This window comes from Synechococcus sp. CBW1002 (assembly GCF_015840915.1).
GTDB lineage: Bacteria > Cyanobacteriota > Cyanobacteriia > PCC-6307 > Cyanobiaceae > CBW1002.
Genome location: NZ_CP060398.1, coordinates 3798603 through 3821878, shown reverse-complemented (window position 1 = coordinate 3821878; position 23276 = coordinate 3798603). Strand labels below are relative to the sequence as shown.

Annotated in this window: 20 protein-coding genes and 1 pseudogene; 7 read left to right on the top strand and 14 right to left on the bottom strand. The window is 64.2% G+C overall.

Annotated features, from left to right (window positions below; genetic code table 11):
- Positions 1–56 precede the first annotated feature (56 nt).
- From H8F24_RS18750 to H8F24_RS18740, 3 genes are all read left to right on the top strand, one after another.
- Positions 57–1703 (top strand): mechanosensitive ion channel family protein, encoded by a 1647-nt coding sequence (locus tag H8F24_RS18750; protein ID WP_231597973.1) that lies wholly within the window; start codon positions 57–59, stop codon positions 1701–1703.
- A 357-nt stretch (positions 1704–2060) separates the two neighbouring features.
- The gene (locus H8F24_RS18745; protein ID WP_231597972.1) at positions 2061–2954 is read left to right on the top strand and encodes a mechanosensitive ion channel family protein; all 894 of its coding nucleotides are present in this window, start codon (positions 2061–2063) and stop codon (positions 2952–2954) included.
- 256 nt (positions 2955–3210) lie between these two features.
- Positions 3211–3999, top strand: coding sequence for a hypothetical protein (locus H8F24_RS18740; RefSeq protein ID WP_197170494.1), 789 nt, complete (start codon positions 3211–3213; stop codon positions 3997–3999).
- Positions 4000–4056: 57 nt separating this feature from the next.
- Here the strand turns inward: H8F24_RS18740 and H8F24_RS18735 are convergent, their stop codons facing one another.
- The 13 genes from H8F24_RS18735 to H8F24_RS18675 all read right to left on the bottom strand — a co-directional run bounded on the left by H8F24_RS18735 (position 4057) and on the right by H8F24_RS18675 (position 17534).
- On the bottom strand, positions 4057–5913 hold the full coding sequence (locus tag H8F24_RS18735; RefSeq protein ID WP_197170493.1) for a V-type ATP synthase subunit A: 1857 nt from the start codon (positions 5911–5913) through the stop codon (positions 4057–4059).
- Complete coding sequence (locus H8F24_RS18730) at positions 5910–6653, bottom strand: DUF2764 family protein (RefSeq protein ID WP_197170492.1); 744 nt, start codon at positions 6651–6653, stop codon at positions 5910–5912. Before H8F24_RS18730 ends, H8F24_RS18735 begins: the two co-directional genes overlap by 4 nt.
- Positions 6650–7351 carry a hypothetical protein gene (locus tag H8F24_RS18725; RefSeq protein ID WP_197170491.1) on the bottom strand — a complete coding sequence of 234 codons (702 nt, stop codon included), beginning with the start codon at positions 7349–7351 and terminating at the stop codon, positions 6650–6652. The genes H8F24_RS18730 and H8F24_RS18725 overlap by 4 nt, the downstream gene beginning before the upstream one ends.
- A gap of 62 nt (positions 7352–7413) precedes the next feature.
- Positions 7414–7866, bottom strand: coding sequence for an ATP synthase subunit C (locus H8F24_RS18720; RefSeq protein WP_197170490.1), 453 nt, complete (start codon positions 7864–7866; stop codon positions 7414–7416).
- A complete protein-coding gene (locus H8F24_RS18715) occupies positions 7863–9671 on the bottom strand; it encodes a V-type ATP synthase subunit I (RefSeq protein WP_197170489.1) in 1809 nt (602 codons plus the stop codon). Before H8F24_RS18715 ends, H8F24_RS18720 begins: the two co-directional genes overlap by 4 nt.
- Complete coding sequence (locus tag H8F24_RS18710; protein WP_197170488.1) at positions 9668–10279, bottom strand: V-type ATP synthase subunit D; 612 nt, start codon at positions 10277–10279, stop codon at positions 9668–9670. The genes H8F24_RS18715 and H8F24_RS18710 overlap by 4 nt, the downstream gene beginning before the upstream one ends.
- Complete coding sequence (locus H8F24_RS18705; RefSeq protein WP_231597971.1) at positions 10276–11727, bottom strand: V-type ATP synthase subunit B; 1452 nt, start codon at positions 11725–11727, stop codon at positions 10276–10278. Before H8F24_RS18705 ends, H8F24_RS18710 begins: the two co-directional genes overlap by 4 nt.
- A 408-nt stretch (positions 11728–12135) precedes the next feature.
- A complete protein-coding gene (locus H8F24_RS18700; protein WP_197156526.1) occupies positions 12136–13467 on the bottom strand; it encodes a S41 family peptidase in 1332 nt (443 codons plus the stop codon).
- A 95-nt stretch (positions 13468–13562) separates the two neighbouring features.
- Positions 13563–14840: a (E)-4-hydroxy-3-methylbut-2-enyl-diphosphate synthase gene (ispG, locus tag H8F24_RS18695; RefSeq protein WP_231597970.1), complete on the bottom strand. Its 1278-nt coding sequence runs from the start codon at positions 14838–14840 to the stop codon at positions 13563–13565.
- A gap of 44 nt (positions 14841–14884) precedes the next feature.
- A complete protein-coding gene (locus tag H8F24_RS18690; protein WP_197156524.1) occupies positions 14885–15373 on the bottom strand; it encodes a solute carrier family 23 protein in 489 nt (162 codons plus the stop codon).
- Positions 15334–15807, bottom strand: coding sequence for a cache domain-containing protein (locus tag H8F24_RS18685; RefSeq protein ID WP_231597969.1), 474 nt, complete (start codon positions 15805–15807; stop codon positions 15334–15336). The genes H8F24_RS18690 and H8F24_RS18685 overlap by 40 nt, the downstream gene beginning before the upstream one ends.
- The gene (locus tag H8F24_RS18680; RefSeq protein WP_197156520.1) at positions 15804–16514 is read right to left on the bottom strand and encodes a uracil-DNA glycosylase family protein; all 711 of its coding nucleotides are present in this window, start codon (positions 16512–16514) and stop codon (positions 15804–15806) included. Before H8F24_RS18680 ends, H8F24_RS18685 begins: the two co-directional genes overlap by 4 nt.
- Before the next feature lie 81 nt (positions 16515–16595).
- Positions 16596–17534, bottom strand: a complete 939-nt coding sequence (locus H8F24_RS18675) for an urea transporter (RefSeq protein ID WP_197156518.1) — start codon at positions 17532–17534, stop codon at positions 16596–16598.
- Positions 17535–17685: 151 nt separating this feature from the next.
- Here H8F24_RS18675 and H8F24_RS18670 point away from each other — a divergent pair.
- Positions 17686–18963: pseudogene (locus H8F24_RS18670) on the top strand (IS256 family transposase).
- Between the two features lie 195 nt (positions 18964–19158).
- Here the strand turns inward: H8F24_RS18670 and H8F24_RS18665 are convergent.
- Positions 19159–19971 carry an urea transporter gene (locus H8F24_RS18665; RefSeq protein ID WP_197156516.1) on the bottom strand — a complete coding sequence of 271 codons (813 nt, stop codon included), beginning with the start codon at positions 19969–19971 and terminating at the stop codon, positions 19159–19161.
- A gap of 246 nt (positions 19972–20217) precedes the next feature.
- Here H8F24_RS18665 and H8F24_RS18660 point away from each other — a divergent pair, with 246 nt between their 5' ends.
- The 3 genes from H8F24_RS18660 to H8F24_RS18650 all read left to right on the top strand — a co-directional run bounded on the left by H8F24_RS18660 (position 20218) and on the right by H8F24_RS18650 (position 22736).
- Positions 20218–21396 (top strand): pyridoxal phosphate-dependent aminotransferase, encoded by a 1179-nt coding sequence (locus tag H8F24_RS18660; protein ID WP_197156514.1) that lies wholly within the window; start codon positions 20218–20220, stop codon positions 21394–21396.
- Positions 21397–21447: 51 nt separating this feature from the next.
- The gene (locus tag H8F24_RS18655; protein ID WP_197156512.1) at positions 21448–22386 is read left to right on the top strand and encodes a putative selenate ABC transporter substrate-binding protein; all 939 of its coding nucleotides are present in this window, start codon (positions 21448–21450) and stop codon (positions 22384–22386) included.
- Positions 22387–22499: 113 nt separating this feature from the next.
- Entirely contained in the window at positions 22500–22736 is a 237-nt protein-coding gene (locus H8F24_RS18650; RefSeq protein WP_197156510.1) for a hypothetical protein, read from the top strand.
- The last annotated feature ends 540 nt before the right edge of the window (positions 22737–23276 follow it).

Below are 23276 nucleotides of genomic sequence, written 5' to 3'. Positions count from 1 at the left end.
CGAGAGGCCGTCAGCGACTGCCTCGGTTGCTGTTTCCCATCGTCCTTGCGGCGTGGTTGGCGATCACGGTCGGGGCGGGACTGCTTCAGGGGGCAGGCGCGACACCGCTCGGGCCCGTGATTCCCCAGGCCGCAGTACCGGCAGAGAAGGGATCCGCTGGATCGCTCACCAAGGCTGCCTCGCAAGCTGCGGGGCCCGAGCAGGTGGAGCTGGACGGCCGTCCCTTGTTCGGCGTCTGGTCATCGAATGAGTTCAGTGCCGAACAACGGGTGGAGCCGGTCAACCGCATCCTCCAGCAGGCCGTGCTCTCCCGTCGCCCCGTGCAGATCACAGTGCGGGAGCACAACAACCTTCCGGTGCTCGCCCTCGACGGGCAGGTGCTGATCACCGTGACCCGGCGCGATGCCCCCGATGGGCTCGACCCCTTTGCGCAGGCCCAGCGCTGGAAGGCGGAGCTGGAGAAGGCGATCGAGCAGGGCCGCCGGGAGCGCCATCCGGATCACGTTCGCCGCAGTCTCCTGCTGGCCGCAGCTCTGCTGCTGCTCGCCTGGCTGGGTCAGCGCGCTCTGGGGTGGCTGGGCCGGAACCTGGCGCAAAGGTATTTCGAGCCGGCTGCGATCGATCCGGCGCGCCCCATGCGCGTTCAAGGTCTGCGCTTTCTGCTGCGCAGCGGGATGCTGGCGCTGAAGATCGGTCTGTGGATCTCTGCGATCGCCCTGGCGGCTCAGCCGTTTCCCAGCGCCCGGATCGGCTTCTATCGGGTCGCCACCGCCCTGAGCGACAGCCTCGCCTCACCGTTTCTTCCCTTGGGAGAAAACAGCTACTCCGTCCTGGATGTCGTGGTGTTGCTGGGTCTGTTTGTGCTGCTCACCCGCCTGGTTGGGGTCCTGCAGGGGCTGTTACGCAGTCGCGTCCTGCGATACACGGGCATCAACGTGGGAGCCCAGGAGGCGGTGGCCTTTGTGGTGCGCTATGGCCTGCTGTTCATCGGCACCCTGGTGCTGCTGCAGCTCTGGGGCCTGGATCTGTCCTCTCTCACTCTGTTCGCGGGTGTCCTGGGCGTGGGCGTGGGCCTCGGTCTGCAGGGCATCACCAAGAATTTCGTGAGCGGTCTGGTGATCATCTTCGAGCAGCCGATCCGGGTGGGGGATTTCGTGGAGATCGGTGATCTGCAGGGCACCGTGCAGCGGGTGAATCTGCGCAGCACGGAGGTGCTCACCCTGGATCGGATTGCCATCATTGTGCCCAATTCCGAGTTCCTCGAATCCCGGGTGGTGAACTGGAGTCACGGCTCCACCACCTCCCGCCTGCAGGTGCCTCTGGGGGTGGCCTACGGCAGTGATCCGCAACAGGTGACCCAGGCCCTGTGCGAAGCCTGCGCAGATGTGGACGGCATCCTCAAGGAACCGGAACCGCAGGTGTTCTTCCAGGGCTTCGGCGACAACGCTCTCAACTTCCATCTGCTGATCTGGATCAACCAGCCACTCCGTCAGTATGAAATCATCAGTGCCCTGAACTACCGCATCGAAGCCGTTATGCGGCAATACGGCATCACGATCCCCTTCCCCCAGCGCACCCTCCATCTCAGCGAGGGTGCGCTGCAGCTGCAGCTGCCGACGGAACTCAGTCGTGCTCTGTTGGGAGGGCTTCCAGGCCCACAGGTTGGAGCCGATGTCTCCACCAAGGGGATGCCGCCCGGCTGATTCCCTGCACGTCTGCCTGGGGGCCGCCTCGCTGGATCTGTGTGCTGCAGCATGGCTCAGGGTTCAGCCACGCAGTCGTCGATCTCTGCATAGAGTGCACCGAATGTGCCGCAGGATCAACGGATGCCGATGGGAGGAATCAACAACACCGCCGCCTTAGCCATTCTCAGCACCCTGGGCGGCATGGCCCTTGGCGCTTTCGTGGTCTGGCTGGCGTCGCGTCTGCTCAAGCGCTGGGTGATGCGGCTGGTCGGGCGAACCAGCAGCCGCACCGACGATCTGCTGGCCAGCCTGGTGTTGAGCACGATCACGCCGCTGGCCTATCTGGGGGTGGCGGTCTGGGGGTGGCAGAGCCTGGTGTCTGAGCTGCAGGCCCTGGCCGCCGGTGCCTGGCTCGACCGGGTCGTGGAGGGGGCCTTCCAGTTGGTTGCCATCGTGCTGGTGGTGCGCTTGGTGAACAGCAGTCTGTTGCTGCTGTTGGATCGCTCGCTGCGCCGGTTCGGCAAGGACAGGCAGATCGCCACTCTGCAGAGTCTGGCCCCGATGATCCGCACCTTGTTCTGGTTGCTCGGGGGACTGGTGTTCCTGCAGAACCAGGGCGTGGAAATGGGCGCGATCTATGCCTCCCTGGCGGGTGCCGGCATCGGTATCGGCCTGGCCCTGAAGGGGCCAGTGTCGAACTTCATTAACTATCTCACGATCCTGCTGGATCAACCCTTCGAAATCGGGCAGGTGATTCAGTTCGGCGGGCACTGGGCCTCGGTGGAGAGAGTGGGAATCCGTTCATCGAGTCTGCGCAGCCTCGATGGCGAGCGCATCGTGATCAGCAACGAGGATCTGCTCTCTCAGACGATCCGCAACTTCGGCGATCTGCCCCGCCGCCGGCTGGTGCATCACATCGGCGTTGAATACCAGACCTCACTGGAGAAAGTGCGCCGCATTCCTGCGCTGTTGCAGCAGGTGGTCGAGCAGGTGCCGCCGGCTGAGTTCGATCGCTGTCATTTCGTGCGGTTTGCAGACAGCGCTCTCGAATTTGAATTTGTGTATTTTGTCCCAGGTGGTGATTACGTCCTGGCTCTGAATGTTCAGCAAGAAGTGAATTATCAGATTATGGAGAAATTCCTCGGTGAAGCCATCGCCTTTGCTTACCCAACGCAGACCCTCTTCCTCGAAGGGGGCTCAACACCTCCTGCAATGCCTTCAACAGGGTCCTCCGCAAACTCTCTTCAAGTCATTTCATCCAAGACTTGATTATTGGAGCTTCGCTATGTCCATGGCTGCCTTTCAGTCAAGTAAAGCAAATCCAAGATCTTAGCCATGGGCAAGAGCTCGCTAATGATTCGCCGGTCGAATGTGATCCGAACACCGTGGCTTTCATGGTCTCAATGATCGGCGACTAAGGCCTGGAACCACCTCATCCCTCCGTGCTGGGACGACATCGTCATGGCGCGCCGGAATGTCTTTCCCTACTGTGGGCGCACCCGCTGTTTCACAGGGACTCGCCTCCATGATCGAGAGTTCTCCGCCTCCTCCGGCTCAACTTGATGTTTTCGAAGCGGTCAGGCAAGGCTGGGCGGCCTTCAGCCGGGCCCCCTGGGTCTTCGTGGGGTTCTCCCTGCTGCTCACGGTGGTGAATGCGATTTTCAGTGGCATTCAGCGGCTGGGTACCAATGAAGAGGGACTGCCAATCAGCGGGCCGATGGCGTTGGTGGCGCTGCTGGGGGCTGTGGCCGGTGTGATCGTTAGTCTCTGGGGGAGCGTTGCCCTGGTGCGGGGATCCTGGAGCGCTCTTGAGGGTGGTCAACCCAGCTTCGCGACCTTCGTGCGCTGGGATGGGGCGGCCATGATCCGGCTGTTTCGCAACGGCTTGGTGCTCGGCGTCCTGGTGGGGTTGATGCTCCTCGTGGCCGCCGGCCTGGCCTTCGGAGTGGCGCAGCTGAGCCAGTTGCTGGCAGTCCTGCCCTTGCTCGTGGCCCTGCTGGTGCTGATTTATGTAGTGATCAATCAGAAGTTCCTGGCCCAGGTGAGCCTGCTGGAGGGACTTGGCCCGATCAGCGCGATCCAGCGGGGCCGCGCTGTGGTTGACCCGCAATGGGGCCAGGTGCTGCTGCTGGGCCTGGCGGAATTTGCCGTGCTGCTGCTCGGCTTGATGGCCTGTGTTGTGGGCCTTTTCGTGGCCATTCCCGTGGTGGCCTGCATCAGCACTGCCGCCTACCGGCAGGTGTTCGGGACCACCGATCTCACCGGCCTGATGACGGGCAGCGACGCTGGACAGGATTCGGCCTCCCTGGTCTGAGACTCCCACGGATCTGCACCGCTCAGCTCTCGCCTGGTCTGGTCTGCTCAGCTCAGCTCAGCGGCTGGACACCGGTTCCGTCGTCTTGGCGATGCCAGGCGGATGAGCCTGGGTGGTGGCGAGAGTCTGGATCTGTTGCAGAAAGCCTGTGTAAGTGGGCGAGTTGGTGGGTGCATAGTTGAGGTTCTTGAACAGACCGGTCAGGCGGGTGAAGAAATCACGAACGGCCTTCTTGTCGTTGAAGTGATAAGTCTGGTCCACCAGCCCGCAGACCAGATCGAAGCAGGTTTTCTGGCGCTCGATCGAGCAGCTGGCATCCACCTCGTCGAAGGAATCCTGCTGGAGGTACACCATGTCGAGAAACAGGGACTTCTGATACAGAATGAAGTCTTCGATTGTGACGCCCTCCTCGCCGGTCACCTGAATCATCTGGTTCACCGCATCACCGCGGCGCAACAGATCAGTCATCGCCTGCACCCGCTTCACCCAGTCGGGGGCGACATGCTTGGCGAACCACCCTTCGAGCTGGCCGAAGTAACGCGACCAGGACATCTGGATGTCGACCGCGGGATAGAAACGCTTGTAGGCCCGATCCGCACTCAGTCCCAGGAAGGCCTTCACGGTGCTGAGGGTGGATTGGGTGACCGGCTCCTCGAAGTTGCCGCCGGCTGGTGACACGGTGCCGATCATGGTGAGGCTGCCGACGCTGCCGTCGTTGGTGCGGATGATGCCGGCCCTTTCGTAGACACTCTTGATCGAGGAGTCGAGATAGGCCGGAAAGGCCTCCTCTCCGGGGATCTCCTCAAGCCGGCCGGAGGTTTCGCGCATCGCCTGGGCCCAGCGGGAGGTGGAATCGGCGATCAGCAGCACGTTGAAACCCATCTGGCGGTAGTACTCACCCAGGGTGAGCCCGGTGTAGATCGAAGCCTCCCGGGCCGCCACGGGCATCGAGGAGGTGTTGCAGATGATGATCGTGCGATCCATCAGTGATCCCCCCGTTTTCGGGTCGATCAGTTTGGGAAATTCGGTGATCGTTTCCACCACCTCGCCGGCCCGTTCGCCGCAGGCCACCACGATCACCACGTCCACGTCGGAGTGGCGCGAGATCATGTTCTGCAGCACGGTCTTGCCTGCGCCGAAGGGCCCCGGGATGCAACCGGTTCCCCCGCGCGCGATCGGCAGAAACGTGTCGACGATCCGCTGGGTGGTGATCATCGGCTCCTCCGGATAGAGCCGCTCACACAGCCGCCTCTCCAGCAGGTTCTGGGGCAGGGGTTGCCGCACCGGCCATTCCTGGGTGAGGGTGAGGGAGCGGCTGTTGCCCTGGGCATCGCGGATGCGGGCCACCGCGGTGTCGATGGTGAAGCTGCCCTGCTGAATCCAGTCGAGCGTGACCTCTCCAGGCTCGGCGAAGGGCACCATGATCTTGTGGGTGAAGCGGCCTTCCTGCACCGTGCCGATCACATCACCGGCCCTGAGCCGCTGGCCCATCCTGGCGGTGGGCTGAAACGACCATTTCCGCTCGGTATCCAGGGGCGGCACTACGGCTCCCCGGGGGAGGAACGTGCCATACCCGGCAGCCAGCCCGGCGAGGGGATTCTGCAGGCCGTCGTACACCTGGCTCAGCAGACCCGGCCCGAGGGTGACCGACAGCAGTTCGCCCGACTGTTCGACGGGATCTCCCACGCCCACTCCCTTGGTGCTTTCGTACACCTGGGCATCGGCGGTGGAGCCGTGCACCCTCAGAACCTCGGCCTTGAGGCGTTCCTGCCGGTTGCCGTCCTTGCGGCCCGGGAGGATGTAGATCACCTCATTTTTGAGGATCGGTCGCGGATTGGTATCGGCCATGGCGATCGTCACCAGGTCGTCCTGCACGGCGACCACGCGGGCGATGTTGAAGCTGGCTTCGGTCATCGGCTGGCAGCGGCGGGTTGGGTGGCGGGAGCGGATCGAGGGGGGGGCGGAGCCTGGGAGCCGTTGGTGATGCCCGCCAGCGAGGTACTGACGAGATCGCCGAAGCGCGTCACGGCCAACCGGGCGTCGTAATGGGACCAGCGATCGACCAGCGCCCAGCGGGCGACGTACACAACCACGGCCTCGAGGTCGAAGTGGTGACCGAAACCAAGACGGTCAAGATCCTTCCAGATCACTCCGAACAACGAGCGTTCCAGCGTCACCAGATCTCCCGATTCGAGCAGGTGGCTCACGTTGGGGATCCAGGGGAAGACCGCCTCAAGACCGAAGGCCGGCTCCTTCCAGCGCCGCTCGATCGTGTTCACCCAGGGACCAAAGCCCCAGGCGGGACCCGTGGGGGGCTCGCTTTCGCCGCGGTGGCGTCGGCGCAGGGCCGCGATGATCGTGCGCAGGTCGAGACGCTGGGCCACCAGCTGGCGCAGGGTGGGGTTCGACACCTCCTTGAAGAACTGATTCGCCGACTCCAGCAGACGGGCGTCCACCGGAGCAGCCAGACTGTCGTCGTCGCGCACCGACTGGGAGAGAAAAACCACCATCAGGTCCAGGGTGCGTTTGTCCTCGGGGTGCAGCAAGTTGAGGCGGCTCTCCAGTTTCAGCATCGAAATCGCCGGTGCCCGCGCCTCCAACAGACCTCCCAGGGGCGGCAGGCTGGCCATCAGCGCCGTGTAGCGGGGGCTCATTTCACGACACCCTCCAGCAGCGCCCGGAAGCGAGGTTGCAGATGCTGAAGGATGGCCTCGGCCACGGCCGCATCACTGATGTCGAGCATCACATCGCGATCCACCAGCCGCAGTCGCAGCCCCTGCTGGTGGTCGGAGGCGACGCCGAAGCTGACCCCCTCGCGCAGGATCCCCCGGGACACGAGCTGCACGAACCGGGTGAGCACGCCGTTTTCGAGCTCCTGGGGATTCTGGCTGAGTTCCTCGAGGCCGGCGATGTGGCGGGGCAGGATCACTTCAGGCTGCTCGGAGCGGTCGGCCTCGCCCCGTACACGACCCACCACCTCCAGGATCATCTTTTCGAGGATTTCCTGCTTCTGCTGCTCCTCTCCCACCAGCTGGCGCACTTCGCCCCGGAACCGCTCCATCAATTGCGACTTCAGCTCCAGCACCGCATCCCGCAGGGCCAGCGTCAGGGCCTGCTTGCCCGAGTTTTCCAGGGTTTCCGCCTGATGACGGGCCTGCTGCACGATCTGGTCGGCCTGCTGGCGGGCCTGATCCAGCAGATGCTGGGCATCGGTCCGAGCATCGGCCACCAGTTGATCGGCCTGGCTCCTGCCGGCGGCCACACCCTGATCCCGCAGACGGGAGATCAGCTCCTCAACCCCCGCAGCGACCTGGGCCGGGGTGTCTTCACGTTTGGTTCGGAACTTGGGCATCGCACTCCAGAACAGAGGAGGGGGAACAGCGGATCACAGAGTTGGACGTGATACGGGGTGACTTACTTGGGAATCCCACCGGCAGCCACCAGGGCGAACACAAAGGCAAAGACGGCGAAGCCCTCCACGATTGCGGCCGGTGCCAAGGCCAGGCCGAAAATCTCCGGCTTCGACTTCGATCCGGCGATCGCCGAAGCGCAGCAGAGACCCTGATAGGTCGCGGCAATCAGAAAGGCGAGTCCCGACAGAGTGCCCAGGCCGAACAGGGCCCCGGCATTGGCCGGGATCACCGGCCTGTTGAGGATGAACATCACCACAATGCCGTAGATCGACATCGACGATGGCAGCGCCGAAAGGCCGACAAAACGACCGTAGCCGCTGTTGACTTCCATCATCGCGCCGATCGCTGCCTGACCGGCAATGGTGCAGCCGATCGCGGCACCGATCGCCCCCAGAGCGACCGGAGCATAAATCCCGATCCAGCCGAGAGCGAGTAGAGAGAAATGGTCGTTCAAGAGGCAAGCTCCTTTTTGATGAAAGGCCTAAAGGGAACACCTTCCCCGGACAGCCCCCAGTTGAAGAATTCAATGAAGTTCAACCGTAGGCCGTGCACAAATCCACTGATGATCGCCAGCAACAGATTGATGCCATGGCCCAGCACCAGAATCAACAGTGCAATCGGCACACCCAAGGCCAGGCCCGAGTGTGAGACCTGCCCAGCCAGCTGGTTGAAGGTGATCGCCAGGGAAGCGCTCGCCAGGCCCAGGGCAAACAGACGGAGGTAACTCATCACATCGCCGAATAACTTCGAGATGGCGGTGAGCGATCCCAGCCCGTCCAGCAGGCGCAGCAGCAGATCGGCCGGATGGCTGATACGGCGTTCACTGCTGAGCAGCAGAACGGTGAGCAGTCCACCCGCAATCAGGCCGATGCCCAGGTGAAGGAAGGGAGTCTCGGCCTGGCTGAGATAGAGCGTCAGCCCGCCCAGAATCACCGCCATCCAGCCGATCGGTGGTGCCGTCTGGGCCAGCGACTGGCCCCGCAGGGCCACCACGCCATTGGCCAGGAGCAGGTGGGCACAGCCCACCACCAGCGACAGCTTCATCATCGCGGCGAAATCATTGAGATCCAGCAGCTTGCAGTGCGCCAACAGGGAACCAGCTGGAGGGGCTACGCCGAAATAGCTGCCGGCCAGAATTCCATAGATCAGCGCCATCACCAGGCCCACAACCGCCAGAATGCGGAAGTGGCGTCCACCGGACGAGCGCCCCATCGCTGTCCACTTCAGGCCTACCACCAGCCCCAGCACCAGGGCATAGCCGGCGTCCGCCATGATCATGGCGAAGAAGAACGCGAACGAGAAAAAAACCACGATCGAGGGATCCCAGTCGCGGTAGCCCGGGGTCTCGTAAAAGGTGACCAGATCCTGGCCGCCGCTCAGGGTGGCGGGGTTGCGCAACAGGGTGGGTGGGGAGTCCTTCGGCTCCGGCACCTCGGCGAGATAGGCCAGACCGTGCTGTTGCGCAAACGCGTCGAGACGGGGCAGGGCGGGGCGAGGAATCCAGCCCTGCAGTTGCACCAGCGTGTCGTCATCGAGGGCCATGCCGCTGGCCTGCTCCCGCGCCTGGGCGTCCTCGGCCCGGGTGAGGTGTTTGGAGAGCAGAAACACCCAGCGGCTGAGCGATTCGTGCTCGGCCTCCACATCCTCCAGGGCGGTGCGGGCGTCATCGAACTGGCGCTGCACATCCCGATGGGATTGGGCCCCCACATGGGAACGGGCCACGGGCAGGAGTGCCTGATCGGGTTCCTGCTCGGCGATCAGGGCGTAATACCCATGGGCGGGGGATTCGTGCAGCAATTGCCAGGGCAGACCAAGACTGCCAAGGGCACCACGAAATGCGGCGGCCTTGGGGTGGGGCACCCGGTAGAACCACAGGAGATTGCCCGCCAGTCCATCCTGATCGGGAAGGCTGAAGTCTCCCCAGGGCTCCAGTTCATCCAGTCGCTTGCCCAGGGCCAGCACCCGATCCTCGGCCTGCTGCTTGCGTTGCCTGTTGGCCAGGGCTTCGGCCACGATGCGGTCGAAATCAAACGTGGCATCGACCCTCGTCTGATGGCGCCGTCGCCGGACATCCATCAGATAGCGCAGGGCCTTGCGGGCGTCTTCGCTGGGCCGTGCGACCACGAAATTCTCGTCTTCCGTGGTGCTGGTCAGGGGGATCAGATGCACGCAGCCGAGGCTCTGGAGGCCATCGAGCAGGGGTTTCCGGTCGGCCGAGAGCCCGAACAGCGTGAGCTTGGCCAGAGGAATGATCGTCATGGCGCCACGGCGATGTCCCGTTGTTTCTTGCGTTTGGCGATCTTGGAATTGACCACCCCGGCGCGCTCCGCATCGGCCAGGTAGATGGTGATCTGTCTGATGTTGCTGCGGGTCCGGGGGATCAGCACCCGATCGAACAGATTGAACCGTTGGGTCACCTTGCGCTCGGCCTGTCGCAGCAGCTCCAGCCGCTGCTCGGCCACCTGCAGTTGCAGCTGATTGCGCAGGGCCTCCTGCAGCCAGCCCACCACGGCATCCACCCAGAAGGGCCGGCTCAGCAAGCCATAGTCGGCCACCCGGAAGTCCACCCCTTGCAGTTTCGGCAGGCGGGTGCCCATCAGGTTTTCCTCCTGTTGATGAACGGCGGTGATGGTCACCAGATCCGAGAGGTCGATCCGCTCGTGGGCCAGCATCGGACAGGATTTCCCAACCTCCGCCTCGATGGCGGCCGCCCGGGTTCGGGCCTCCTCCAGCTGCTGGCGGGCGGCTTCTCGCTCCGCACTGAGTTGACGACGTTTGAGGTCCAGGGACGGCAAGACGTCGTGATAGGTCTTGAGCAGACCCTTCTGCCGGCTGAGGGAGGCTTTGGTGAGGGAGAGTCTGCTCATGCGACGGTGGTTGTCTGCGGGCCTGATGGCGGAGAGCCTGGCTGCGAAGAATCTGTTTGCGTTGAAGCCGGCTGCGTTGAAGTTGGCTGGGCAGGAGTTGGCTTCGGAGGAACTGGATGGGGAAAGTACTTGTCGATCAGTTCCTGCTTCATCAGCAACTCCTGAGGCTCGAAGCACTCGGCCAGGGTCTGCCAGGCCAGATCCAGGGCTGCCTCCAGCGGTAGATCCACATTGATGTCCATGAAGCGATCACGGAAGAGGTCGCCGAAGTGGATCAGTTTGCGGTCGTAGTCCGAGAGCTCGAATGCCATGGCCTGCTTCTGCTGCGCATCCCTGGCGCCGGCATACAGCCGGATCGTGGTGTTCATGATCTGGCTGTGGTCTTCCCGGGTCACCTTGCCGATCACGTTCTGCTTGAGCCGCGACAGAGAGCCGAAGGGATCGATCATGCCGTCGTGCAGATAGAACTGCCCTTCGGTGATATAGCCGGTGTTGTCCGGCACCGGGTGGGTCACATCGCCGCCAGGCATGGTGGTGACGGTGAGCAGCGTCACCGAGCCCCCCTTGGCGTAATCGGCAGCCTTTTCGTACCGGCGCGCCAGCTGGGAGTAAAGGTCTCCCGGGTAGCCGCGGTTGGCCGGTACCTGATCCATGGCGATGCTGATCTCCTTGAGACCATCGGCAAAGGAGGTCATGTCGCTGAGCAGCACCAGCACCCGTTTTCCTTCTTCCACGGCAAATTTCTCGGCCACCGCCAGGGCCATGTCGGGGATCAGGATCCGTTCCACGATCGGGTCGGAGGCCAGATTGACGAACATCACCGTGCGGGGGAAGACACCCGCTTCTTCGAAGGTCTTGCGGAAGGCGTAGTAGTCGTCGAAGATCAGACCCAGACCGCCGAAGACCACCACATCGGCATCCGCCTGAATGCCGATCCGTGCCAGGAAGGGATTGAACGGTTCGCCGGAGATGGAGAAGATCGGAATCTTCTGGCTTTCCACCAGACAGTTGTAAATATCAATCATCGGCACGTTTGTGCGGATCAGCTTGGAGGCCAGGATGCGGCACATCGGATTCACCGATGGACCGCCGATTGGCACCCGGGGATCCTGCGAAAGTTCGGGTCCACCATCCATCGGCTCGCCGGTGCCGCGAAACACCCTGCCGAGGATGTTGTCGGAATAGGTGGCCGTCATCGGATGGCCGAGAAAGCGTACCTGCGAGTTGGTCGAGACCCCCTTGGTTCCACGAAACACCTGCAGGGCCACCGAGCCCTGCTTCAGATCAATCACCTGGGCCAGAGAACCACTGCCGTTGGCGTTCTGCAGGACCGCAAGATCGTTGAAGCGGGGTGTATTCTCACCCACTTCTTCTCCGGCAGGAACCTCCACCCGGATGATGTCGCCCACGATCTCGAGGATCTTCGAGTAACTGGCGAAAAGGCTCATGTCGTGGCAGTCGCAGCCCCTAGGCTTCTGGGTTGAAGTTTCACTCCGGAGAACCGGAAGGTTCTTCTTGCACCCTAGGCATTCAGCTTCAGATCGTCAGCTCCCTGCGGCATCTTTGTCATCTAACCTGCCAGCGGCCGAAGGGTACTGAGCTGTCATCCACCTGCAGCCCTATCACCAGTCAGGGGTTGCGATCGGACAGGGGTCACAAACAATGTGGCTTTCCAAGGGCAGAAGCTGCTGGACATCAAGGCCTGGGATGGCAGTGGATCAGCGGCAGTGGCTCCAAAGGGAATGGCTGAAAAGAATGGGGTCTCTCAAGGCACGTGCAGGCCAAAGCCCGGATCACGGGCTGGCAGTGGGCCCCGCTGGCCTAATGAGGCTTGACTGTTGCCCCAGAATCCCGATTCAGCGGCTACCCAGGGCCGCCGGCAGGTTTGCGCTGCCGGGCTTGTAGGTGCTACCGGACGTGGCGGTGATGCGCAGCTGCTTCATCAGGGTGGATTCGGCGGCCCGGTACTGGGTGTCCTTGGCGGTACCCAGATCCTCAAGCTTGAGCTTCTGAGCCTCCGCCTCAGTCATCTTGGCCGGCACGTCGGGATCGATGCCGTGCTTGTGGATGTCGCGGCCACTGGGTGTGAGGTACTTGGCAATCGTCACGGTCATGCCGGAGCCGTCCGACAGGCCACGCACGGATTGCACCAAACCTTTGCCGAAGGTCTTCTGCCCGACCAGCACGGCCCGCTTGTTGTCCTGCAGAGCACCGGAGAGAATTTCGCTGGCGCTGGCAGATCCTTCGTTGACCAGGATCACCAGGGGCTTTTCTGTGAGTGCCCGGCCGGTGGCCCGCTTCACATCCTGGATGCCGTCCCGGGTCTTGGTCGATACGATCGTGCCCTCGTTCAGCCATTGCCGGGCAATCTCGACGCTGGCCATCAGCAGGCCGCCGGGATTGCTGCGCAGGTCTAGTACATAGCCCTGCACACCCTTCTCCTCAAGATCCTTCACCGCCAGCCGCATATCCTTTGTGGCATTGGCGTTGAATTGTTTGAGGCGGATGTAACCGACCTTGAGGCCTTCCCGGGTTGTGTTGATCTGATGATCCACCGCATGCAGTTCAATCCTCGCCCGCATCAGTGGCACCTCAATCAATTGACCTTTGCGGCGCAGCGTGAGATTCACCTTGCTTCCGGCCTGGCCGCGGATCAGCTTGACCGCATCCTCGGTGGTCATGCCCTTGGTCGTCTTGCCGTCGATCGCCGTGATCACGTCCTTCGGCTGCACCCCCGCTCTGGAGGCCGGTGACCCGTCGATCGGGCTCACCACGATCAATTCCTTGGTCTCCTTGTCAATGCTCAACTGGATTCCCACCCCGGAGAGCTCTCCGGAGGTGTCGATCTGCATCTCCTTGAATTCCCGTGGATCCAGGAAACGGGTGTAAGGGTCGTCAAGGCTGCCCAGCATGCCGCGGATGGCCTCATAGGCCTCCTTGGGGTTGCCGTAACTCTTGGCCAGGATGTCGCGACGCAGCTGCCGCCAGCGATCGGGGGTGTACTTGCCGGTGGTGTCCAGATAATCCCGGAAGACGATCTGCCAGGCCTGGTCCATCACCTCCTTGGGGCTGTCGCTCACCAGGGGACTGCCTCCGGGGGCCATCACCAGTTCGCGGGCCATGACGGCAGTGGCCGCACAGGCGCTCAAGCCAACCAGCACCAGGATGCCGGCGCGACCTCTGGCCATCAGCTTGCGCTCCCGTCGTCAGTGAATGTCCCTTTAACGTAACCCCCGTGGCCGATTCCGTCGTAACGGATCTCCGCACCATCACCGGCGAAGGTTCAGGGATCCACCCAGCGGCCGTCCTCGCGGATCAGGGCGATCAGCGCCTCCACCCCCTCGGCCTCCGGCACCCGGCGGATCTCCTCGCGGCCGCGGTACAGGGAGATGGTGCCGGGGGTCTTGCCCACGTAGCCGTAGTCGGCATCGGCCATCTCGCCGGGGCCGTTTACGATGCAGCCCATCACGGCGATGTCCAGACCCGTGAGGTGGGCGGTGGCGGAGCGCACCTTGTGCAGCACCTCCTCCAGGTTGAAGAGGGTGCGGCCGCAGCTGGGGCAGGCCACGTACTCCACCATCGTCTTGCGCAGCCCCAGGGCCTGCAGGATCGAGTAGCAGACAGGGATCTCCTTCTCCGGCGCCTCGGTGAGCGACACGCGGATCGTGTCACCAAGCCCCTCGGCCAGCAGGGTGGCGATGCCGGCGGTGCTCTTGATGCGGCCGTAGTCGCCGTCACCCGCCTCGGTCACTCCAAGGTGAAGCGGGTAGTGGAAGCCCTCGGCATCCATGCGGTCGGCCATCATCCGGTAGGCGGCCAGCATCACCGGCGCCCGCGAGGCCTTCATCGACACGACGATGTTGTGGAAATCGAGGCGGTCGCAGATGTGGATGAACTCCATGGCGCTCTCCACCATTCCCAGAGGGGTGTCGCCGTAGGTGAACAGCATCCGCTCCGCCAGGGAGCCGTGGTTCACACCGATGCGCAGGCCCTTGTCCTGCTCCTTGAGCAGGCTCACGAGCGGTTCGAGGGTGGTCTGGATGCGCTCGCCGATGGCGGCCACCTCCTCGGGGGTGAATTCGGTGCGGTTCGGGTCGGGCTTGTCGAACACGTAGAGCCCTGGGTTGATCCGCACCTTGTCGACGTGCTGGGCCACCTCCAGGGCGATCTTCATGCCGTTGTGGTGCACGTCAGCCACCAGCGGTACCGGGCGGTAGCTGTCTTCCAGGCGTTTGCGGATCTCGCCCACCGCCTTGGCATGGGCGAGGCTCGGCACTGTGAGGCGCACGATCTCACAGCCGGCTTCATGCAGGCGGCGGATGCCGGCGGTTGCGCCAGGGATGTCGAGGGTGTCCTCGTTGATCATCGACTGCACCACCACCGGGTGGTCGCTGCCCACCAACACGTCGCCTACCCGCACGCTGCGGGTCTTGCGACGGCGGATCACCGTGTCGTAGCGAGGGTTGTTGGCCCAGTCGGGAATGGCCGCATCGGCACTGTGGGCGGCGCTGTTCACTGCACTGTCGGCGGCGCTTGGGTTGCGGGCCGGGGCGGCGGTCATCGCTGTGGGGCCGGAAGACGCGCCAAGCCTGTCACACAGAACCGTCAGCTGGCGGCTGGACGCTGCAGCAATCGCAGCAGCTGGGTGAGCAGGATCGCCACCACCGTGGACAGGGTGAGTGAGGAGCTGAACAGGGGGCGCAGCCAGGCCGACAGGTGGAGGTAAAGCTGGGGCAGGATATCCAGACTCAGGCCCACCACCAGGGCCGTTCCCAGCACGTAGCCGGATGCGGGGCTGAGCGGCTTGCTGACCATCATCCGCAGGCCCGAGCTGATCACCAGGGCGATGATGTACACCAAGATCGCCCCCACAACGGGGTCGGGGATCAGGGCCAGCACGGCGGTGAGGCGCGGCGAGAATGCCAGCAGGGCGAACAGGCCGCCAGCCCAGTAGGCGAGCACCCGGCTGGTTGCCCCGGAGGCCTGGCTGAGGGCCACGTTGCTGGCGGACGTGTCGGAGGCCATGCCGCCCAGCAGGCCCGAAAGGGTCACCGTCAGGCCGTCGGCGAGCAGCCCCCCCTGTACCGAGGCCATCTCCGGCTCCTGCCAGTCGGCGTCGTTGACCCGCTGGCCCTGGGCCCCGGCCTGCGGGCCATAGCCACGATCCGATCCACCACCGGCTGGCCTGTCACATCGCGCAGCTGACCCATGTTGCGGCCTTGAAATTCAGGGAAAATGGGATGAAAGAGGTTGGTGCCATCGGCGTCGTAGACAAACAGATAGTCGTTGCCATGGAGCCAGCGTGACCCTGGCCTGGAGAAGTCCTTGAGGGCCTGCAGACCCTTCTGCTCCAGGTGGGCCGCACCGTCCTCCACCAGGCTCACCAGGTCGCGGGTGTCGCGGAAGCGATAGAGCGGCGCAGCCTTCTCGGCCTGCGGTGGCCTGCCGCAGGCGGCGAGCAGTGGCGCGAGCACAGCCCCCACCAGCAGGCGCCTGCATTGACCTGCTGCCATGCGAGCGGTCTTCACGCCGGATCGCCCTGGGAACTGCCGGCCGCGGCGGCCTCCAGTTCACCCAGGCGCCGCCGCACCTCCTGCAGGTCCTGCCAGGTGAACCACTTGGGGCTGCCCTGCTGCCGGGAGGGATTGCGCAGCAGGTAGGAGGGGTGGAACAGCGGCATCAGCCAGCGGCCACCCAGCACCGTGCCGCTGCCCTGGCGCCACTGGCCTCGCAGCTTGGTGATCCCCCCCTTCACCCCCAGCACCCCTTCCAGGGCGGTGGCGCCGGCCAGCACGATCACCGCTGGATCCACCAGCTGGATCTGCCGTTCCAGCCAGGGGAGGCATGCCGCCATCTCCTCGGCTGTGGGCTTGCGGTTGTCGGGTGGGCGGCACTTCACCACGTTGCAGATGTAGGCATCCCGGTTGCTGTCCAACCCCACACTCGCCAGCATCTGGTCGAGCAGCTGGCCGGCGCGCCCCACGAAAGGCAGCCCCGTGGCGTCTTCCTGGGCCCCGGGCCCCTCACCGATCACCATCAGGCGCGCGGTTGGATTGCCGCGGCTCACAACCACCTGCTGGCGCCCCAGCACCAGACCACAGCGGCGGCAACCGGCACAGGCGGCTGCGAATTCAGCGAGTGAAGCGTCTCTGGTGGGCTGCAGGGCCGGGCTGTAGCGCTCGGCCTGGAAGACATCCGGCTGCTGGCCCTCCTGGGAGGGGATCAAAGGGTTCATAGGCAGCGAAATGTTCCGCGGAATCCTGTCTCGGGGCATCGGAGATCCGCCGACCATGACCCTACGGCTCACATGAGTGGTTCAGCTGAGCAGAAGTAGATCCACAAATTCACCCCAGGTCAGGGGGCGCTGCTGTGGACCGAAGATTCTGACCTCCTCTTCGGGCTGTAGGGGACGGGCACCGACACTGCGCAACAGCCGCTGGAGTTCAGCCCGATCGAGGTGACCATCGGCATTGGCATCGACGGGCAGCAGGTAGGTCAGCAGGCGTTCATGGCCCTGGGAAAGGCGCTGCAGCCGCAGGACCATTTCCACGAATTCCGCTGCATCCAGGCGGCCGTCCCTGTTCAGGTCCATGTGCCGCAGCACCCGATCCAGCAACGCTCTGACCTCCGCAGGACTCTGTTGAGCACAATCGCCCGCCAGGGCGCGCCGTAACTCCTTCAAGGAAAGACAGCCGCTGGAATCGAGGTCGAGCTGGCGAAAGAGCTCCAGCCATTTCGCCACCAGAGCGGGTTGCATGAAGGAGGCCAGAGATGGACCTGGACCCGTACCCGGGGAGGCGGCATGGTGCAGGCGGTGGCGGAAGTCGGCCAGCAGGCGGCGGGCCACTCGAAAACGACGGCGATGCTCCTCGGGGGTGAGGATCGCGTGAAGGGCCACCGGAACCAGGGCCGGCAGTCTTCGCCGCACCATCACAAGCATCAGCCAGGTGGCGAGGACGAAGGGGAGTGAGGAGAGGGGCAAGCCAACCCTGGTCAAGGGTGCCAGAAGGATCCGCTCCAGCGGAATGGTGAGAGCGGCACCGGCGATGGCGATCGGCACACTCCGGCGGGTGGGTGCAAAAAAGATGCCGCCCAAGGCGATGGCAGCCAGGACAGCGTTGAAACCGTACGCTCCTGAGATCACCTCTTCCCACGAGTTCAGCCCCAGCAGAAGGCCTGTCAGAGCTGCTGTCAGTGCCCCCAGGGCCCCGAGGAGTGCCGCCACTGGACTGGCCAAAAGGACCGACAGGAGCACCAGCAGCTGGCGTCCCCAGCAGTGGTGTAAATCCCCTGGGCCTCAGCCCCGGCGTAGCCGGGGCTGAGCGAGCACACCTCAGACGCCTGGCGTTGCAAGGGGTGGGCAGGCCCGTTTCCCTGGTTCGAGAACCACCTCAACCAGACGAACCATGCCCAAGACCCATCGTGCCGCAGTTGACCTGGCGCCGCTACTGGATGGCAGCAGTGCCGGCGAGCTGATCCCGGAGCTGGCCCGCCACGGCCTGCAGCAGCTGATCGAGCTGGAGGTTGCCGCCGTTCTGGGTGCCGACCGCCATGAGCGCAGCGAGGAACGGCTCGGCTACCGCAACGGCTACCGGCCCCGCAGCCTCACCACCCAGGTGGGCGACATCGACCTGCTGATCCCCAAACTGCGGGCCGGCAGCTTCCTGCCCTCGATCCTTGAGCCCCGCCGCCGGGTGGATCAGGCCCTCTATGCCGTGATCATGGAGGCCTACATCGGCGGCGTCTCCACCCGCAAGGTCGATGCCCTGGTGGGGGCCCTGGGATCGCAGAGCGGCATCTCCAAATCCCAGGTCAGTCGCATCTGCCAGGAGATCGACCAGCAGGTGCAGGCGTTCCTGAGCCGGCCCCTGCAGGAGTCCGGCTACGCCTACGTCTACCTGGATGCCACCTACCTCAAGGGCAGGCTGGGCAAGGCCCTGCAGGTCTGCTCACGGGCTGTCGTCGTCGCCATGGGGGTGAACGCGGACGGCCGCCGGGAGTTGCTGGGTCTCAAGGTGACAGGCAGCGAAACCGAGGGCTTCTGGAGCGAGTTCATTGCCTCGCTCTAGCCGAAGGCTTCTGCGAAGCAGTAGGAGCGCGGCCTCACTGGCGTCAAGCTGGTGATCAGCGACGCCCACGTGGGCCTCACCAAGGCCATCAGGCGCCAGCTGCAGGGCTGTGTGTGGCAGCGCTGCCGCGTCCACTTCGCCCGCAACCTTCTCCAGCGCGTCCCCAAAGCCCACCAGGGCATGGTCACCGCCGCCCTGCGCTCGGTGTTCGCTCAGGAGGATGCCGGAGAGATCCTCAGCCGCTGGGATGACCTGGCCGCCTCGCTGGCGGAGCGCTTCCCCAAGGCCACCGAGCTCATGAACGAGGCCAGAGAGGACGTGCTGGCCTTCCGTCACTTCCCGCAGCCTCACTGGAAGAAGGTCTGGAGCACCAACCTGCTGGAGCGGGTCAACGAGGAGATCAAGCGCCGCACCAGGGTGGTCGGCATCTTCCCTAACGACGCGTCGATCACCCGCCTGGTGGGCGCGGTATTGCTGGAGCAGCACGAGCACTGGCAGCTGGAGGGACGCCGCATGTTCTCAGCCGAGAGCATGGCCGCCATCCCGGAGCTGGAGGATCTGCCGGCCCTGCTCAGCGCCGCCGCCGCAGAGGTGCAAGACGCAGGCCCCAGGTGATTGAGGTGGCAGCGCCCCCACAGGGCGCAGCGGCCTCGATCGCCGCCCGGGGGCCGGCGCTGTAACCCCTGGGCTGCATAGAAGACTCCTGCCGCTCACAACACAGCCGCGATCAGACGAGAGACTTGACAAGTCAATCGTCTCGTTTCATCGTGGAAGAACGAGGTGCATCTGCACCTCAGGAATGACAGCCCGTCATTCCACCCTGTTCACCCTCTGAGTCAGGGCATTCGGGCCTCGGGTTTTACACCACGCAAAGGGACGCGGCCGCACCAGCATTCCGCTGGGTAATCCTGTACAGAGAAAAACCTGACCGAAACCCCGTACAACACCTTGCACCAGCCATGGCAAGGGGGAACCCTCCCCGGCAAAGGGCAAGGAAGCGGACAATGAAAGTGATGGTTCCACCGGATCGGTCTGGATGCCGATTGCGCCGAGACCAGCCAGCAGCAGCGGCAGCAGCCAGCCGATCAGGCAAGCCGGCAGGGAAAGGGGAGGCAACCCTGTCCTCCCAAACCACCAGCTCCTCAGCCCCTCCAGGCAGGCCGCACTCAATGCACCCGCGAGCGGTACCAACACCAACCAGAGCACCAGGGCGGGGCCAGAAGGGGGCGCAACCAAGGCAAGGGCGCATCCCACCAAGGCCCCGTTGAAGCCCACGATCCCCTGCCTCCTGGAGGAGGGATCCCATGCCATGGCGATTTCCATGGCATGGGCACCGGCAATGCCGAGCACCGCGAATGCGGCCATCCAGCCGGACTGCAGCAACAGTGCGAGTAGCAGCACAGCCCCACTGAGGGGATTGTTGATCAGGATGACCTGGCCCACCGATCGCAAGCCGCAGAAAAGCTCGGCCAGATGGGAACGTCCGGCGATCCAGGGATCCGTGCGGGCGTGCAGGGTTCCGCTGGTCGGAAGGAGGCGCTCAAGAAGACTGCTGGGCCGGGGTGCCTCGGGCAGCAGAGCCTGCAGCAGTCCGTAGGCAGTGACCTGGGGGGCGTTCTCCATTCCGGGTCCGGTTGCAGGCGATGTCATGGAGAGCGACGCCGCGGCCTACTCCGCGAACCCCGTAGCAGAACGCTTTGAATCTCCATCGACGCGACCGGAACTGCCGTCACCCTGGCTACCAGGACCTCACGGGCATGCTCCTGATGGGCGGCGTGGCGATTGGTGAAGGGCCCAGGCCAAAGGCTGCAGGGCATAGGGCAGGATGACCCCTTCGCCGAAGCTGCGCCCCGTTGGCGCGCCTGTCCCATGCCGGCCCCGTTGACGCTGTCTGCCCGGGCGCAGGCGTTGCAGCCCTCTCTCACCCTGGCGATCGCCGCCAAAGCCAAGCAGCTGCGCTCTGAGGGGCGGGATATCTGCAGCCTCAGTGCCGGCGAACCTGATTTCGATACGCCAGCCTTCATCCGCACGGCCGCAGCGGAGGCCCTCGAGAGCGGTCATACCCGCTATGGCCCAGCCGCTGGTGAGCCGGAGCTGCGCCAGGCGATCGCCACCAAGCTCTCGGCGGAGAACGGGGTGTCCACCAGCAGTGACCAGGTGCTGGTGACCAACGGTGGCAAGCAGGCGCTCTACAACCTCTTCCAGGTGCTGCTGGGCCCTGGCGATGAGGTGTTGCTTCCCTCCCCCTACTGGCTCAGCTACCCGGAACTCGCCCAGCTGGCCGGTGCTTCGGTGAAGCTGCTGCCCAGTGATGCCAGCGCAGGCTTCCGCCTGCGGGCCGAGCAGCTGGACGCCGCCATCACGCCAGCCAGCAAGTTGCTGGTGCTGAACAGCCCCTCCAACCCCACCGGCATGGTGCTCAGCCGGGCTGATCTCGAGGCGATCGCCGCGGTGCTGCGCCGCCATCCCCATGTGGCTGTGGTCTGCGATGAAATTTATGAATTCCTGCTGGCCCCGGGCCACAGCCACCACAGCTTCGCGGCGGTGGCCCCCGATCTGGCCGACCGGATTTTCATTGTCAACGGCTTCGCCAAGGGCTGGGCGATGACCGGCTGGCGCATCGGCTGGCTGGCGGGGCCCCGGGCCGTGGTGGCCGCCGCCAGCGCCCTGCAGAGCCAGAGCACCAGCAATGTCTGCAGCTTTGCCCAGTACGGAGCCCTGGCCGCGGTGAGCGGCCCGCGCGACTGCGTGATCGCGATGGCAGAGCAGTTCAATCAGCGCCGCACTCTGCTCACCGAAGGCCTGCAGGCGATTGCGGGTGTGACCCTGCGCGCGCCGCAGGGGGCTTTCTACGCCTTCCCGGACGTGAGCTCCTATGGCCTCGATTCGATGGCGCTCTGCAGGCTGCTGCTGGAGGAGGTGGGCCTGGCGGTGGTGCCGGGTGTGGCTTTCGGAGATGATCGTTGCATCCGTCTGTCGTGCGCCGCTTCGCCTGCCACGATCAACGACGGCCTCGGGCGTCTCCAGCGTTGCCTGGCCACCCTCTGATCTTGCGGCGCTGCCGCTGCAGCGCGGTTTTTTCCACCCTTGCAACCAACCATGACGCCCCGCGCCCGCTGGGCCGCCGTGCTGGCAGGTCTCTCCCTGGCCCTGCTGCCGGCGGTCCTGCCTCCGCTCAACCCCCAGGCCGCTCCGCTGCTGAGCCGGGCTGAGGCCCAGCAGACCGTGCTGCGTATCAGCGCCATCCCCGACCAGAACCCCGAGAAGCTGAATCGGCTCTACGGCCTGGTGGCCGATGAGCTGAGTCAGCAATTGGGCGTGCCGGTGAAGTACGTGCCCATGACCGACTACACCGCTGCCGTGAGTGCATTCCGCACCGGCAATCTCGATCTGGTCTGGTTCGGTGGCCTCACCGGCGTGCAGGCCCGTCTGCAGAAGCCGGGGGCGACGGTGATTGCCCAGCGCGACATCGATGCCGCGTTCCACAGCGTGTTCATCGCCAACACCGCCAGTGGCCTCAAGCCCCTCAGCAACCAGAAGGGCCTGACGGCTCTCAAGGGCAAGCGCTTCACCTTCGGGTCCGAGAGTTCCACCTCCGGCCGGCTGATGCCCCAGTATTTCCTCAATCAGGCCGGTGTGAGCCTCAAATCCTTCGCCGGGGGTGCACCGGGGTTCAGTGGCAGCCACGACGCCACGATCGCCCTGGTGCAGAGCGGTGCGTATCAGGCCGGCGTGGTGAATGAGCAGGTCTGGAAGAGCAGCCTGCGGGAGGGCAAGGTGAACCGAAGCAAGGTGATCGCGATCTGGCGTACACCGCCCTATCCCGACTACCACTGGATCGCCCAGCCAGGCCTGGACAAGCGCTTTGGCAAGGGCTTCACGGGCCGTATCCAGGCGGCGATCGTGAGCTGGAGGCAGAAGGATCCCGAGCAGAAGCAGATTCTTGAGCTGTTCGGCGCCCAGCAGTTCACCCAGGCCCAGGCGTCGGACTACCAGAAGATCGAGCAGGTGGGACGGCAGATCGGCAAGATTCGCTGATCTGCTCAGGCGAGGGCAGAACTGAGCCTTGGAGGCTGGGGGTTGGCCTGGCCTCCTGTGGAAAGCGGCCGAAATTGTGCTTAGCGTTCCCTCAGCTTCATGAAGGTCCGTCCATGCAGTTTTCCGGAACCCTGGAGGAGTTGCGCAGCCTCGTGGAGCGCCTCGGCCATCCCGGCCACTGGGAGCACAAGGGGGCCTACGAACTGTTTGTGTTTGACGAGCAGCAGACCAATCTGCGGCTGAACTGGTGGCCTGAAAGCGGCGCGCTCACCCTGGTGGGGGACCCCGCCGAACGGGTGCAGTGGGAAGCCGATCTGCAGGGCTTGCTGGACCAGCACCAGGCCGAATGATGCGTGGGGGCCTCTGCTGTCGGTTCAGGTGGAGCTGCGCTTCAGCCTTGACCGATCCGGTGGGATGGTCAATCGATTCTGGAGCTTGGATTGCAAGGCTTGGCAACGATGTTCAACCGTGCTGAAGATGCATGAGAATATTGAGGCTTAGACTGTGGCGATCGCGGGAATCATGCCCCTGAGCGATGGGCCTTCAGGCGTCAATTCTGGACTCTTTCTTCAAGCGATTTCTTCAATCGATAGTGATTCTGGCTTGGTCCTCTGGGTGACCTTGTCATGGTCTTGCCTGCGACTGAGCGTGAGGTCTTTGGCGGCGTATTCCGGAGCGGTCTCGGGCCAGGTAGCGAGTGTTCTCCATCCGCAGCGGAGTGCTGCTGACGGTCTCTGGCTACCGCGATAGGTGTTTAGGCTTTCAGGTTGGCGCTTCCCTTCATGGATGGCATTGCAGCAGGGGCGGGGCGGCCTGAGGCTGTGTTGGGGTGGTTGTGGCTCTGCAGCAGTCGTGTAGGCGTTTTGAATGGTTTTCGGGCTTCTTCTCTG

Bases quoted from the DNA above. Each gene is read 5' to 3' on its own strand.
- H8F24_RS18710 (WP_197170488.1), bottom strand. From the start codon at position 10,279: ATGAGCAGACTCTCCCTCACCAAAGCCTCCCTCAGCCGGCAGAAGGGT.
- H8F24_RS18735 (WP_197170493.1), bottom strand. From the start codon at position 5,913: ATGACCGAAGCCAGCTTCAACATCGCCCGCGTGGTCGCCGTGCAGGAC.
- H8F24_RS18650 (WP_197156510.1), top strand. From the start codon at position 22,500: ATGCAGTTTTCCGGAACCCTGGAGGAGTTGCGCAGCCTCGTGGAGCGC.
- H8F24_RS18705 (WP_231597971.1), bottom strand. From the start codon at position 11,727: ATGAGCCTTTTCGCCAGTTACTCGAAGATCCTCGAGATCGTGGGCGAC.
- H8F24_RS18715 (WP_197170489.1), bottom strand. From the start codon at position 9,671: ATGACGATCATTCCTCTGGCCAAGCTCACGCTGTTCGGGCTCTCGGCC.
- H8F24_RS18660 (WP_197156514.1), top strand. From the start codon at position 20,218: ATGCCGGCCCCGTTGACGCTGTCTGCCCGGGCGCAGGCGTTGCAGCCC.
- H8F24_RS18655 (WP_197156512.1), top strand. From the start codon at position 21,448: ATGACGCCCCGCGCCCGCTGGGCCGCCGTGCTGGCAGGTCTCTCCCTG.
- H8F24_RS18690 (WP_197156524.1), bottom strand. From the start codon at position 15,373: ATGGCCTCGGTACAGGGGGGGCTGCTCGCCGACGGCCTGACGGTGACC.
- ispG (WP_231597970.1), bottom strand. From the start codon at position 14,840: ATGACCGCCGCCCCGGCCCGCAACCCAAGCGCCGCCGACAGTGCAGTG.
- H8F24_RS18740 (WP_197170494.1), top strand. From the start codon at position 3,211: ATGATCGAGAGTTCTCCGCCTCCTCCGGCTCAACTTGATGTTTTCGAA.
- H8F24_RS18700 (WP_197156526.1), bottom strand. From the start codon at position 13,467: ATGGCCAGAGGTCGCGCCGGCATCCTGGTGCTGGTTGGCTTGAGCGCC.
- H8F24_RS18730 (WP_197170492.1), bottom strand. From the start codon at position 6,653: ATGAGCCCCCGCTACACGGCGCTGATGGCCAGCCTGCCGCCCCTGGGA.
- H8F24_RS18680 (WP_197156520.1), bottom strand. From the start codon at position 16,514: ATGAACCCTTTGATCCCCTCCCAGGAGGGCCAGCAGCCGGATGTCTTC.
- H8F24_RS18725 (WP_197170491.1), bottom strand. From the start codon at position 7,351: ATGCCCAAGTTCCGAACCAAACGTGAAGACACCCCGGCCCAGGTCGCT.
- H8F24_RS18665 (WP_197156516.1), bottom strand. From the start codon at position 19,971: ATGGAGAACGCCCCCCAGGTCACTGCCTACGGACTGCTGCAGGCTCTG.